Raw genomic sequence first — 13,017 nt, 5'->3', positions numbered from 1 at the left:
ATTACTCATCCCCTATAAATTTCTGATCGATCTGTTTATCAGCCTTGGCGCCTAACTTTTTGATCTTCTCGGCAGTGGTGGTTAAATTTCCGCGACCTTCTGAGAGCTTGTTCAGGGCGGTGTTATAAGCGCTTTGGGTTTGATTGATATTACGACCAATGCTGTCCATATCACCCAGAAAACCCACAAACTTATCATACATATCGCCACTCAGGCGGGCAATTTCCAGTACATTACGGTTTTGGCGTTCCTGTTTCCACATGCTGGCAATGGTGCGTAACGTAGCCAGCAGTGTTGAGGGACTCACGATCACCACTTTTTTATCCCAGGCATAATTAAACAGCTCGCCATCCAATTGAACGGCTATGCTGAACGATGATTCAATAGGTACAAAAAGCAGTACAAAATCGGGCGAATTGATCTTGTAGAGGTCATGGTATTTTTTGGAGGACAAACCGCTGATATGTGCGCGAATAGATTCGATATGGGCTTTGGCAAAAAGTTTCCGGTCTTCTTCTGTATCGGCGTTGACCAGGCGCTCATAAGCTATCAGGGATACTTTGGAGTCGATCACCAGGTGTTTATCATCGGGAAGGTCAATGATCACGTCGGGCTGATAACGGGTGCCATCAGTAGTTTGCATGGCGGCTTGAACGCGATATTCCTGATCGCGCACCAGGCCCGAGCGTTCCAATACCCGCTCCAGGATCACTTCGCCCCAGTTACCTTGTTTTTTGTTATCGCCTTTGAGGGCTTTTGTTAAATTTTGCGCCTCATCGCTGATCTGTTTATTGAGATCCATCAGCTGGGTGATCACACCTTTTAGTGTATTGCGCTCTGCGGCTTCCATATTGTAAACCTTTTCTACCTTATCCTCAAAAGCCTTCAGGTTTTCCTTCAGCGGATTAAGGATCATATCCAGGTTGGTGCGGTTTACATCAATAAACTCCTTTGATTTTTCTTTCAGCAGCTTTTCGGCCACATTTTCAAACTCTTGCTGAAACTGTTTGCGGATCTGCTCTACCTCTACCTTTTGTTCCTGCAGTTTTTCCTGTTGCGATTGATAATAGGATTTAACGCTTTCCAACTGTTGATTAGCCTGAGCCAGCTGGGTGCGCTCAAATAGCAATTCATCCAGCAGCCGGGTTTTCTCATCCTTCAACAGTTGGATGATATTTTCCTTTTCTGTAGATATGATATTGCCTTTTTCTTCGGCTTTAGCCAAGTTAATTTTAAGCATATCCTGCTCGTTCCGGAGCCGGTTCAACTCCTCTGCCGATATCAGCTCCAGCGCTTTCGGTTTCTTTAAAAATAAAAAAACAGAGAGCAACAGGATCACCAGGGAAACAACTAATAAAAGATCATCACTCATTTTGATAAAAATATTAGTAAAATTATGATAATATTTTTAGTAATGCAAGGGTTTATAATACAGCAAGGGAGCTTCTATAAGCTAAAATGAAATTAATTGACGAGCTAAACCGAAACATCTACGGAGCAACAGTATACCAGGGGATCTTGAGCAATCCCTTTTTCAAATGAACATTTACAGTTGAGCCGATGGGATGCTGGTTATACTCGGATGCCGAAACATCAAGATTATCCATATCCTTTTGTGGACCCCAGGAGTCTATTACAATATGATAATGTGTGCCTTTGCTGTGCGTGATGCTATGATTAATAACGGAGGCATGAAACACGCGTTCAGAGGAATTGTCGAATGAGCAGTTGAGCAGCCTGAAACTGCCGAAGCCATACGCCAGACTTGTTGCCAAAAACAAAAATATAGAAGAAATACCCATCGTGGTAGCAGTTTTTCCAGGGTCGGTAAATTTTAGGATTAGAAAAAAAACTATGCAGATAATTAAAAAAGATGGTAAAGTGTGGCCTGATCGTAATAGATAGTAGTTATCCATCGATTTAATAAACATGGCCGCGATAGCTGCAAAAGCTCCAAAACAGATGCTGTAATACGGACTTTGTTTACTGATGTAAAAATAGATGAGGCCTTTGCCGGTAAATAATATGAAGATGCCAATGATAGGATATGCGATAAGCAAGCCTTCGTAGAAAGGGTTATGCACAACTAAAAAATTCACAAGAAAAAGCACAACCCCCAATATATTATAGGCGAAAGAAATAATCTTTGCTTTTTTAAGAGCCGCTTTCCTTTCGTCTTCAGTATACCCTAAAGATTGATCAGTCAAAACTTTTTGCAGGTCGGCTTTGTAATCGGCCGCATCAAGATCCTGATAGTTTTCCCTGAGCCATTGCAGCAATCCCTGATAATCGGCAAGTTCCGAATAGCCGCGTACCGTTATTTTTGAAGTAGCAGCCTCTATGTAAAACACCTTGCTGAGTATCCTAAAACCCTTGATATCGGCAAGCGCTATACTTTTCGTTTTAAATAAGTTGGTTTGTACAACACTGTCCGGGTATATGCAGATGGAACTTTTTAATTTGCCGGCCGCCAAACTAATGCCGCATACAATAAAAAGTAACGGAAAAAGATACATGGCTATACCGCCAGTGGTTGGCTCAGTTAGAATAAACAGACCGAAACCAAACATGCCAAGCGCTATTACAGCATAAAAAACTTTATACCCGGTTGATACCGGAAACTCGCGGTTCATACGATGATAATTAAGAAGAACAAGATAGTAAAAACTTACTTCGCTTTCTCCACCCGTAAACCTACATCGCTTACCTCATGCAGGGGGTTGTCGCGCATGTTTTGCTCAATCTCGAAATGATAATTGCCTTTGGCCGGGAACTTAATATTTGTTTTGAATGGCACCTGGTAACTGTACAAATTGCCCGATCCTTTGCCAAACCATTCCCCATCTTTGCCGGCAAGCTTTACTTCGTAACGCGTAACGCTTACTTTTTTATCGGGCGATGTTTCATAGATAAGCACAAATAGGTTGGAGTACTTATAATTGTCGGTAACCCGCAAATTCAGATACAGGTTATAGGCTGCTGCGTCATCATCAATTTTGCAATCAAACCTTATCCGGTTCACATAGCTCCAGTTATGATCGGTAATGGCGGTATTATTATCCATAACCCAATTGGAGTTGGAGCAGCTACCCAACAGCATAATCAACAAAACACCTGTTATTGTACAAATGGTTTTTAGGGCCCGTTTCATTCTGATTTACTATCCGGAGGTGGGTTGTTATTGTTTTTATTAGGACGGTTTGGTCTGCGCCGGTTGTTTCGGTTACGGTTTTCCTGTGCCGGTTTATCACCCGGGGCCTGCGGCGGGCGGTTAGCCTGCTGTTGTGGCGGCCTGTTGGCTTGTGGCGCTTTAGGGGCATCAGGGTTTTGTTGCGGAGCCGGTTTGTCTGCTGCAGGAGCAACTCCCTGCTGGCGTGGCTGATTGGGTTGGTTACCGCCACGGTTATCAGGTGCAGGACTGCCTGGTTTGCGGTCCTTATTACGGTTCCGGTTATTGTTATTCTTCTTTTTGTTATTGTTGCGGCGCTCATCAAGCCTGGTCAGGCTATCCTGGCCAACCACATTTTCATAATCAAGCACTTTAGCCGGTTGAGTTTCTACCTCTACCAGTTCGCCCAGATCGGCAGGGATAATGCCTTCTTTGTTTTGCTGTTGAATTTCTTTTACCTTGCTGATAGGCAAAGGCACCCATGATTCTTCGCGGGGATAGCTAAACCACATGATCTTTTTAAAGATGTCGGTTTTCTGCAGGCGTGCATCACCCTTTTCGGTACGCAGCACATTCACATTATCGGGGATATATTTCAGGGCATCCATATAGGTGTCCAGCTCATAGTTGAGGCAGCATTTCAGCTTGCCGCACTGGCCGGCCAGCTTTAAGGTATTAAGCGAAAGGTTCTGGTAACGCGCTGCCGAAGTAGATACGGTTTTAAAATCGGTAAGCCAGGTGGAACAGCACAATTCGCGGCCGCAGGAGCCAATACCACCTAAACGACTTGCTTCCTGCCTCATGCCTATCTGGCGCATCTCGATACGGATGCGGAAGGTTTCGGCCATTTTTTTGATCAGTTCCCTGAAATCAACGCGGCCTTCGGCCGTATAGTAAAAAGTGGCTTTGGTTTTATCGCCCTGGTAATCTACATCGCTCAGCTTCATGCTCAGGTTGAGGTCAAGGGCCAGCTTACGCGATTTATGCATGGTTTCCCATTCCATATCTTTGGCGGCTTTCCACTTATCCACATCGGCAATGGTAGCTTTGCGATATATCTTTTTAACTACGTCGGCCTCTTTTACATGGCGTTTAACCATTTGCATACGCACCAGCTCGCCGGTTAACGATACGTGACCGATATCATAGCCACCGGTAGTTGCTTCTACAGCTACCAGCTCGCCGGCTTCCAGGTAAATATTGTCGGTATTTACAAAAAACTCCTTTCGCGAGCCTTTGAATTTTACTTCAATAACCGGGAACGGCTTATAATTTGTTGGCATGTCCATGTGGGACAGCCAATCGTAAACATCTAATTTGCTGCAACCATTAGTAAGGCATGAACCATTACTTTTGCAGCCCGCAGGCGAACATCCGCCACCTGTTGAGCAACTTCCACAACCCATAATTAATTTGGTATATATTGACTCCCCTGAGGGATGGTTTTTAAATTTAGTATTTTAATAATCTGTAAAGATACATCTAAAAATAAAATTTTAGGGTTTGCATTTCTCTCTACATGATAATGTGCTTTTTCAAGCTCATCGCTTATATATCGTGCCTTTTCGATGCTTAGTACATTGGTCATTTTTTGCGCGGTTTCCAACTCTTTTGCCGGCAGGTGCACCAGATTACCGGCGCCGGCCATCAGCAGGCAGCACTCACGTATAAAACTGATGCCGTAGCGTAAAAAGTTTTTCTGGTTTTCGCGGCCCATTTTAGCAAACTGATCAACAAAGGTTAAAACCTCCAGTCCCTTGTTGCTAAAACAAAGTCGTAGCCACTGTACAAAAAGGTTATGATATCCTTTATTGTCCTGTTGCAGCATGGTTAAAGCCTCGGTTAAGTTGCCATTGCTCAAATAAGCAATTTCCGCGGCGGCATCCTCGGTTTGGTTATGTTCGGTAAGCAGGTATTGTTTTATCTCCTCGTAGGTAAGGCAAGGAATCTTGATCAGTTGTGTACGCGAAAGGATGGTATTCAGTATCTGATCCTGGTTTTGCGCTACCAGGATAAACAGCGTGTTGGGCTGCGGTTCTTCAATAATTTTCAGCAGGGCATTACCCTCTTTATCCAGATATTCGGGCAGCCAAAGGATCAGGATCTTATAAACGGACTCAAACGGTTTAAAGCTTAGTTTTTTAATGATCTGATGACACTCGGCTATATTGATATTAGCCTGTTTGTTTTCGGCATCCAGGTATCCGCGCCAGGTATCCAGGCTCAGGTACGGATTGGCGGTAAATGCATCGCGCCATTGCTCAATAAAAGTAAGGGCGGTATCGTCCTTATGTTTAGCAAAAAAAGGGTATGAAAAATGCAGATCGGGATGCATCAGTTTTTGGTACTTGCGGCAGGAGCTGCACTCACCGCAGGAATCATCGGGCTGTTTGTTTTCGCACGATAAAAATTGCGCGTAAGCAACAGCCAATGCCAGGCTGCCCGACCCTTCGGGACCCAAAAATAACTGCGCATGGCTTACCCGGTTCTCTTTTACCGAGTTTACCAACCGTTGCTTTATAGCTTCTTGTCCAACTATATCTTTAAACTGCATTTGGTGCAAAATAGCGAAATTGTTTTGAGTATTGAGTATTGAGTTAACATTAGTACCCGTAAAAGGGCTATTTTTACCAATTAATTAAAATAGTTTTTGAACGCATAACGCAAAGCTCATCACTTAAAACTAATAAAATATGGCGCGGATAATGGCTTTTGATTATGGTACCAAGCGTATAGGCATCGCGGTAACCGACCCATTGCAGATCATCGCCACCGGGTTGGATACCATACATCCGCAATATATTGTAGATTATCTGAAAACTTACATGCAAACCGAGCAGGTAGAACGCTTTATTGTAGGCGAACCCAAGCAGATGGATAATACCCCATCCCAATCAGCCGGGCATGTGAAGGGTTTTGTGACCCTGCTTAAAAAGAATTTTCCTGATGTCCCCATCGAAATGCTCGATGAGCGCTTTACCTCCAAAATGGCATCGGCCACCATTGCCCAAAGCGGCATGAACAAAAAACACCGGCAAAATAAGGAGCTGGTTGATACCATATCAGCCGTGATATTATTGCAGAGCTACATGGAAAAAGGTGCTTTTTTATAGTGTACAATTCATTTCCTCCATCCAGGGGAAATGGTCTTAGGGTTAAATAGGTTTTTTATATATTTGGTTAAACCTATAAAAAGAAAATATTATGAGAACCAACCTAAAATTTATCACTGTACTGCTATGCTTTTATTTTGCTGCCACTATTGCTTTTGCACAAAAAACACAACCCAATAAAAAAGCATTTATAGGTATTTGGGAACTATCTATGGCGGCAACTAATGGGCAGCCTTTACAAAATGCCGGCCCGGGCTATTTAAAAATGTTTAATGCCGATGGCACCTTTGCCAATGTACAAATGCGCAACACGGGTGCTGTAATTTCGCATAGCGGGACGTTTGCTCTCGACAATGCCCGGAGTTATACAGAAACAGCATTGTATAGGATGCCCGAAAACACAAGTGATGACCCACTTGGCCAGGGGTTTAAAATAAACTACGATTTTAACGAAGATAAAAAAGGGGTGACATTTAAATTCACCTATAAAGATGGAACGGCATTCACGGAGGTTTGGCGAAAGTTATAAGTCGGTTGGTTAGTTTTTAGACAGCTCGTTTTTGAGTAGCCGGACGCGGTGCCAGAAACTCAACCTGAGGAGATTGCCACGCTGTCGCTCGCAATGACATATTAGAGTGTTATTTGTTATTATTGCTCTGTTAATCAGTGTAATATAAGCAGGCTTTACCCATTAAAAACAAAATACCTATCTTTGCGCCATGGATATTCTACCCCATGGCCTTCAGGCATACTTAGATGACCATTGCGATCCCGAGCCGGCAGCATTGCAAAAGCTCAACCGGGAAACGCATTTAAAAGTACTCCGTCCGCACATGTTGTCGGGTCATTACCAGGGTCGTTTGCTTAGTTTTTTGAGCAAAATGATACAGCCCAAACTCATCCTGGAGATAGGCACTTTTACCGGCTACTCTGCTATTTGCCTGGCCGAAGGCCTGGTGGAGGGCGGCATTCTCCATACTATTGAAGTGAACCGCGAAATGGAGGAGATCATCAATTCACACTTTAAATCAACAAATGTTGAAAATAAAATAAAACTGCATTTTGGCCAGGCAGAGGCTATTATTGCTGATTTAGAGGAAGATAATTTCGACCTGGTGTTTATTGATGCTGATAAAAAGAATAATTTTACTTACTTTCAAATGACTTTTGACAAGGTCAGGTCCGGAGGATTAATAATAATTGATAATGTTTTGTGGAAAGGAAAGGTGTACGGTGACGAAAATGATACCGATACTGAAAATATTCGCAAACTAAATGACCAGATAGCTGTTGACCCCAGGGTAGAAAAATTGATCCTGCCGGTACGCGATGGGCTGCTGGTTATCAGAAAAAAATAAATTATGAAAAAAATCTTACTGATTACAACACTGTTGATCTCAACATTAGCTGCTTCAGCACAGAAAAATACCCCAACTTCTTATATAGAAAAATTCAAAGATGATGCCATCCGCATCATGCACGAAACCGGGATTCCGGCAAGCATCGTTTTAGGTGTGGCCATGCATGAGTCGGCCAGCGGAAACAGTACCCTGGCACAGCACTTAAACAACCAGTTTGGCGTAAAAGGCGGCGGCGGCACGGTTTTTTACAAAGGCCATAAAAAAGTACGTACAGCCTATAAAAGATACGATTCGGTACTGGATTCTTTCCAGGATTTTGCCCGCATCATGACCGAGCGTAAACAATTCAGTCACCTGGCCGACGCGCTTACCCATTATGATTACCTGGGCTGGGCCAAAGGCATACAACGGGGCGGTTATGCCGGCAGTCGTAAATGGGCCTCGCAGGTATTGGGTATCATTAAAAAATACGATCTGCATGATCTGGACGAGAAGCCAGAAGAGCAACCCAAAGCGGCCGATAAGCCCCAATTAGCAGAAACAAACTAATAAATTAAAGAGCCAAGAAATTAGAATCAAGAAAACAAAAAAATCTTGGTTGACTATTGGTATACCGAAACATTTCCTGGTTTTTTCAGATGATTATTCAACATTTAGCTATTTTCTTAGCTCTTGCTTCTCGATTCTTGATTCACATTTGTAATTTGGCATATTTAAACCCATGTACTAAGGTTTAACCGTATGCAAAAACAAATCTATCTACTACTCGTAGCGGCTGTTTGCCTTGCCTCCTGCTCGGCCAAAAAGAAAACAATCTCCAACAGGCAGGTTCGGCAGAATAACAATACCATCAAAAAACAGAACCAGGATGCTATTGCCAACTACCAGTCATATACATCCCTTTCCTATATCGAACGGTTTAAAGGCATAGCCATACAGGAAATGAACCAGTATGGCATCCCGGCCAGTATTACCCTGGCCCAGGGTTTATTTGAATCGGGCAGCGGCAACAGTGATCTGGCTAAAGTCGCTAATAACCACTTTGGTATCAAATGCACCAGCGATTGGAAAGGTAAAAGCTATTATAAGGATGATGACAGCGCCAACGAATGTTTCAGGGTGTATGACAACCCCGACGACTCCTACCGTGACCATTCCGCTTTCCTGAAACGCAAAAACTACGCCCGCCTGTTTGAGCTGGATAAAAATGATTACGAGGGTTGGGCCCGCGGACTAAAACAATGCGGGTATGCTACAAATCCCAAATATCCGGATCTGCTGATCAATATTATTGTGCGCTACCATCTTGACCAGTATGATCGTCCGGAAGGAGAAATTGCCAAGATCAAACGCGAAGACCGGGTGCTAACGCAGATCAACAATAATATTGGCAAAGCCGATACTGACACCATTGCCAAAACCAAACCCGACGATAAAATATATACCGTTAAGCAGGGCGATACACTATACAACATATCTAAGCGTTTTGGAATAACAGTTGATGAGTTAAAAGGGTTAAACAACATTGTTGATGATCACATCACTATTGGCCAAAAGCTGGTAGTGGTGAAGTAGCCGGGAGTATCAAGTAGTTAGTATCAAGTATCATGATTTCTGGCAGGCTGTAGATCCCGATCTAAAAGTCGTGATACTTGATACTAACTACTTGATACCGTAAAAGCTGTTAATTGTTGTTAAATAATATGACCAGGCACGGCCGAACGTTTATTTTTGGCGTCAGAATGAAAATATGGCTACTATTGTTTTTATGTACGTTATCTGTAACGGTTTTTGCCCAGCAAAAAACCGTTGACGGTATTGTGTTTGATAAAGACAGCAAAGGCCGTATTGCCAAAGTGAATGTGCTAAACGCCACAACGGGCAAATCGGTTTATAACACCTTTAAGGGCGAGTTTAATATTGAGGCCCAACCCGGCGACGTGCTTATTTTTACCAAGTCTGATCATTATGCCGATACCCTGCAATTGCAAAACAATGCTTCGCTGGCTGTTTACATGAAACGCTCGGCCATACAGCTTAAAGAGGTTTTTGTGCGCGATACCCTACTCAACCCTCAAAAGCAGCTGGAAGCCACAAAAAGAGACTACACCAAAATTTATGGATCGCTGGATAACCACGATCTGCTTACGGTTGCACCAGGCATGGGTGCGGGCCTTGGTATTGATGCTTTGTGGAACTCCTTAAGCCGTAGCGGCCGCAACGCCGAAAAACTGCGCGGCATTATTGAACGCGATTACAGGCAAAACGTGATCGACTTTAGGTTTAACCGTACCTATGTAGGCAACATCACCCATTTGAAAGACCAGCAGCTTACCGATTTTATGCAGCGTTACCGTCCCGGCTATTACCTGGTGACCACTGCCAGCGACTATGAATTCATCACCTCTATCAAATCAAACCTGAGGCGCTTTTTACGTTCACCCAGGGCGTTTGCTTTACCTCAGTTGGTTACACCAAAGCCGCAAGACCTGGCAAATTGATTGCGCTGTTTCAGGCAGATTAATATCATCAGATATTAAATAGCTATTGCCGGGATTTATAGTCTCATAACAAAAGAAACAGTTGGGCTAAGTTCAAAAATTAACCTATCTGCCAATATTTTTTCTTTGGGCGTTAAATAATAACATAATATTATCCATTAGTTAACGGGTATTGTCCATTTTTAGGGTAAATATATTTACAGATATTAGAGTAATATTTAACCTATAATATAACCAAACCAATAACCTAAACCAATGAGTCACCTTATCCTGAGGATGTTATGTCCTGTTTTTATTTTGGTGCCAGCCGGTTGGTTCTTTGTAAAAAGCATCAATTAATCAACTAAATAAATAAAAACAAAAACTATCTAACCATGAAATCAAAATCACTATTGCCTGTGCTGCTGGCCATGATCGCTATGCTGTTTACCCAGTGTAAAAAACAGGAAGACATTATTGGCGGCCCAAATGCAAGCAAAGCAGCAAAACAAAAGGTTAACACTGTAATGTGCGCGGATTGTGCCGAAAGCCCTTCCAAGATCACCGGCTCGCAGGCCCAGACATTAGCCGTTACCTATGCCCCAACCTTAAAATTTGACCGTGCCACACCAGATTATCCAACCAGTGTGGAAGATGTGTGGGCGAGTACCGACCCTAATAGCATCGCCTGCAACGGAACATTGGTACTGGTTAACCGCGACGCTCCCCGCAGTACCAATTTCCCAACTTATTTCGAAGTGCAACAAAACCCCAATGATGTGAATAAGGTTTTCATTGATTATTGGTGGACATACAAAACCCAGTCGACCTGTTTCGAGAACCTGGGTGGCCATGATTATGATTGGGAACACATCGTTATACAGGTAAATACGCAAACCAACCGTATTATTACCGTAACCTACTTTCAGCATGCCGGATGGTACACCCGCGACTGGAGAAGCGTAACTCCTGGAACCCGTGTGCAGGTATATGTAGCTAAAACCAGCCACGGAAGTTTCCATTTTGGCAATTCTATTTCTTTCCCGGGTTATGCCTGCTCCTACTATGGCGATTACCGCAACCCTAATGGTACGGCAAACGATGTACCGACGGGAAATAACCTGGTTGAAATGAGCTGTAATGTTACCCAATTGAGCTTTAATGGTTTCTGGGGTACAGGCGTAGGTAAAGGACCGCTGTACCGCAACCTTGCCTATTGGTCATACTCTACCTGTAACGGGCACGATGGCATTACAGGTACAGATGGCTGCAGCCAAAGCAGTTTCCCGGATGGAACGATTTTAGGCGGTATTTAAGCTGAATTAAAAAACAAAAAAGCCCGCTATAAGTAGCGGCTTTTTTTATTGAAATGATCTATGCGGCTAATAATACCTTGACAGTAATAATTGCAATAAATTTATGGTGGTAACTAAAGGGAATATAATGATTAAATAAGTGGCGACTGGTTTAAATTTGTACAGCTTATTGGATAAGGTTGGGTTGATCAGCCCCAGCGCTAGGAATGGAAAAATGGGTAACAGGTACCGGCCCTGCATCCCGCTTAAAACCGGGGAATCCAGCGCTGTCCAGGTGATATATTGAACAGACATTACGGCAATTAATGAAGCCAATACCGCGATAAGAAAAGCTATTCGAAGCGCAAAATGTTCATCTTTTTTAAACCGGGCATAAATAATGAACCCGACAGACAGGATGGAAAATGCCATGATGTAATAAAACTGTGAAAAATTAGCATCGAGCCAGCCCAGGATACCAATAAATGATTTAATGTTGAAAAAAACCGCGTCTTTATCAACATCAAAAAACATTGCTGCAAATCTGAACGGATGCTGAAAAATGTGTAAAACCTGAAGTTTTGCATTGACATGAAGGACGGGGGGAGCGAATATCACGGCTAAATTAATACGATCTATATAAAGCCATGTAGCAATGATCAGGAAGGGGATTCCTAAAAGCAGGCCTTTTAATTTCGGGTTCAATCTCAGAAACAAAAAAACGGTCGAAAATAGTGCGTAAGGAGGTTTGGCCATTCCTATAATAGCCATCAGTATGATTAGGGCATAAATATGCCATTGCCTATATTGGGGTTTTTCTCCAAACTCAGCATGATCAATAATGGCTACCAATAAAAAGGAACAACTAATTAAAACAGCGTCCTGGCTAACCGACGCGAATAATTCAATGGTCATTGGAAAAAGTAAAACAATAAAAAGCAAAATATTACTTCGCCTGGCCAATAACAAAGCGAAAAAGCTTAGAGTTATGGCAAGCGCCCCATTGAATAGTCTTGAAATAAAAAGAGTTTTAATAACAGACAGGTTGAGTAGCCTGCCCAAAGCAACGCCTAAGGCGGGCATGGTGTAAACTAAGGGGGTATAAATAGCGGTATTGCCAAAATTTGAATAGGCTATACCAGAGCCCCATTTAACATCTTTGGCAGAATGAAACAGATGGTCGTTAACTTTAGCATTAGCGTTTGCTTGTATGGGGTAAAAAAGAGCAACGCCTGTGAGTATGCCTTTATCTGTTTTAAAGCCCCCCGGCTTAGGATATAGTATCGTTGAATCGGAGGGTACCGATCTTTTATTCGTATCGGCTTGATGTTTATAATAAAAAGAAGGGACGAGCTCGCCCCTTGAAACCTGCTCGACCCTCATAAAATGGTTGGGCTCATCCGGGTTTTGAAATGGCGGGATCATAGCCGCGGCCATATAAACCATGGGGATGGCATAAAGCAAATAAATATAGTGTAATTGTTTACGGAGCTTTAAATAAAAAGTATGAATATTAATCATGCAGGGTAGTTTCACAACAGGTAAAAAGAGTTGGCGGCAAAGTTAATTATCTTAACAGTACATTTAACTTCTGATTAG

General features: G+C 42.8%; 13 protein-coding genes. 7 read left to right on the top strand and 6 right to left on the bottom strand.

Features of this window, described 5'->3' with window-relative positions:
* Position 1 precedes the first annotated feature (1 nt).
* From AC57BQ_RS23075 to AC57BQ_RS23055, 5 genes are all read right to left on the bottom strand, one after another.
* Positions 2–1,372 (bottom strand): DNA recombination protein RmuC, encoded by a 1,371-nt coding sequence (locus AC57BQ_RS23075; RefSeq protein ID WP_496408502.1) that lies wholly within the window; start codon positions 1,370–1,372, stop codon positions 2–4.
* Positions 1,373–1,490: 118 nt separating this feature from the next.
* Entirely contained in the window at positions 1,491–2,633 is a 1,143-nt protein-coding gene (locus AC57BQ_RS23070; RefSeq protein WP_496408501.1) for a hypothetical protein, read from the bottom strand.
* 35 nt (positions 2,634–2,668) lie between these two features.
* Positions 2,669–3,151 (bottom strand): gliding motility lipoprotein GldH, encoded by a 483-nt coding sequence (locus tag AC57BQ_RS23065; protein ID WP_496408500.1) that lies wholly within the window; start codon positions 3,149–3,151, stop codon positions 2,669–2,671.
* A complete protein-coding gene (ricT, locus tag AC57BQ_RS23060) occupies positions 3,148–4,575 on the bottom strand; it encodes a regulatory iron-sulfur-containing complex subunit RicT (protein ID WP_496408499.1) in 1,428 nt (475 codons plus the stop codon). The genes AC57BQ_RS23065 and ricT overlap by 4 nt, the downstream gene beginning before the upstream one ends.
* A gap of 2 nt (positions 4,576–4,577) precedes the next feature.
* Positions 4,578–5,723 (bottom strand): DNA polymerase III subunit, encoded by a 1,146-nt coding sequence (locus AC57BQ_RS23055; RefSeq protein ID WP_496408498.1) that lies wholly within the window; start codon positions 5,721–5,723, stop codon positions 4,578–4,580.
* A gap of 139 nt (positions 5,724–5,862) precedes the next feature.
* On the opposite strand from AC57BQ_RS23055, the gene ruvX reads away from it, so the two are divergent.
* From ruvX to AC57BQ_RS23020, 7 genes are all read left to right on the top strand, one after another.
* On the top strand, positions 5,863–6,282 hold the full coding sequence (gene ruvX, locus AC57BQ_RS23050; RefSeq protein ID WP_496408497.1) for a Holliday junction resolvase RuvX: 420 nt from the start codon (positions 5,863–5,865) through the stop codon (positions 6,280–6,282).
* Between the two features lie 91 nt (positions 6,283–6,373).
* Positions 6,374–6,811 carry a DUF4488 domain-containing protein gene (locus tag AC57BQ_RS23045; protein WP_496408496.1) on the top strand — a complete coding sequence of 146 codons (438 nt, stop codon included), beginning with the start codon at positions 6,374–6,376 and terminating at the stop codon, positions 6,809–6,811.
* 190 nt (positions 6,812–7,001) lie between these two features.
* Complete coding sequence (locus AC57BQ_RS23040; RefSeq protein WP_496408495.1) at positions 7,002–7,640, top strand: O-methyltransferase; 639 nt, start codon at positions 7,002–7,004, stop codon at positions 7,638–7,640.
* A 3-nt stretch (positions 7,641–7,643) separates the two neighbouring features.
* A complete protein-coding gene (locus AC57BQ_RS23035; RefSeq protein ID WP_496408494.1) occupies positions 7,644–8,192 on the top strand; it encodes a glycoside hydrolase family 73 protein in 549 nt (182 codons plus the stop codon).
* Between the two features lie 192 nt (positions 8,193–8,384).
* A complete protein-coding gene (locus AC57BQ_RS23030) occupies positions 8,385–9,218 on the top strand; it encodes a glucosaminidase domain-containing protein (RefSeq protein WP_496408493.1) in 834 nt (277 codons plus the stop codon).
* Positions 9,219–9,385: 167 nt separating this feature from the next.
* Positions 9,386–10,144: a hypothetical protein gene (locus tag AC57BQ_RS23025; protein ID WP_496408492.1), complete on the top strand. Its 759-nt coding sequence runs from the start codon at positions 9,386–9,388 to the stop codon at positions 10,142–10,144.
* A gap of 374 nt (positions 10,145–10,518) precedes the next feature.
* Positions 10,519–11,439 (top strand): NPP1 family protein, encoded by a 921-nt coding sequence (locus AC57BQ_RS23020; RefSeq protein WP_496408491.1) that lies wholly within the window; start codon positions 10,519–10,521, stop codon positions 11,437–11,439.
* Between the two features lie 66 nt (positions 11,440–11,505).
* Here the strand turns inward: AC57BQ_RS23020 and AC57BQ_RS23015 are convergent, their stop codons facing one another.
* Positions 11,506–12,939, bottom strand: a complete 1,434-nt coding sequence (locus AC57BQ_RS23015) for a DUF2142 domain-containing protein (RefSeq protein ID WP_496408490.1) — start codon at positions 12,937–12,939, stop codon at positions 11,506–11,508.
* Positions 12,940–13,017 lie beyond the last annotated feature (78 nt).

It is taken from the genome of Mucilaginibacter sp. BGA-UO-ETr-C110 (assembly GCF_059567985.1).
The sequence above is the reverse complement of the archived record's forward strand: the minus strand, read 5'-3'. Positions and strand labels throughout refer to the sequence as shown.

Excerpts from the sequence above, each read along its gene's own strand:
- AC57BQ_RS23025 (WP_496408492.1), top strand. The coding sequence starts at position 9,386 with ATGAAAATATGGCTACTATTGTTTTTATGTACGTTATCTGTAACGGTT.
- AC57BQ_RS23075 (WP_496408502.1), bottom strand. The coding sequence starts at position 1,372 with ATGAGTGATGATCTTTTATTAGTTGTTTCCCTGGTGATCCTGTTGCTC.
- AC57BQ_RS23055 (WP_496408498.1), bottom strand. The coding sequence starts at position 5,723 with ATGCAGTTTAAAGATATAGTTGGACAAGAAGCTATAAAGCAACGGTTG.
- AC57BQ_RS23065 (WP_496408500.1), bottom strand. The coding sequence starts at position 3,151 with ATGAAACGGGCCCTAAAAACCATTTGTACAATAACAGGTGTTTTGTTG.
- AC57BQ_RS23020 (WP_496408491.1), top strand. The coding sequence starts at position 10,519 with ATGAAATCAAAATCACTATTGCCTGTGCTGCTGGCCATGATCGCTATG.
- AC57BQ_RS23045 (WP_496408496.1), top strand. The coding sequence starts at position 6,374 with ATGAGAACCAACCTAAAATTTATCACTGTACTGCTATGCTTTTATTTT.
- AC57BQ_RS23015 (WP_496408490.1), bottom strand. The coding sequence starts at position 12,939 with ATGATTAATATTCATACTTTTTATTTAAAGCTCCGTAAACAATTACAC.
- AC57BQ_RS23035 (WP_496408494.1), top strand. The coding sequence starts at position 7,644 with ATGAAAAAAATCTTACTGATTACAACACTGTTGATCTCAACATTAGCT.
- ricT (WP_496408499.1), bottom strand. The coding sequence starts at position 4,575 with ATGGGTTGTGGAAGTTGCTCAACAGGTGGCGGATGTTCGCCTGCGGGC.
- AC57BQ_RS23030 (WP_496408493.1), top strand. The coding sequence starts at position 8,385 with ATGCAAAAACAAATCTATCTACTACTCGTAGCGGCTGTTTGCCTTGCC.
- AC57BQ_RS23040 (WP_496408495.1), top strand. The coding sequence starts at position 7,002 with ATGGATATTCTACCCCATGGCCTTCAGGCATACTTAGATGACCATTGC.
- AC57BQ_RS23070 (WP_496408501.1), bottom strand. The coding sequence starts at position 2,633 with ATGAACCGCGAGTTTCCGGTATCAACCGGGTATAAAGTTTTTTATGCT.
- ruvX (WP_496408497.1), top strand. The coding sequence starts at position 5,863 with ATGGCGCGGATAATGGCTTTTGATTATGGTACCAAGCGTATAGGCATC.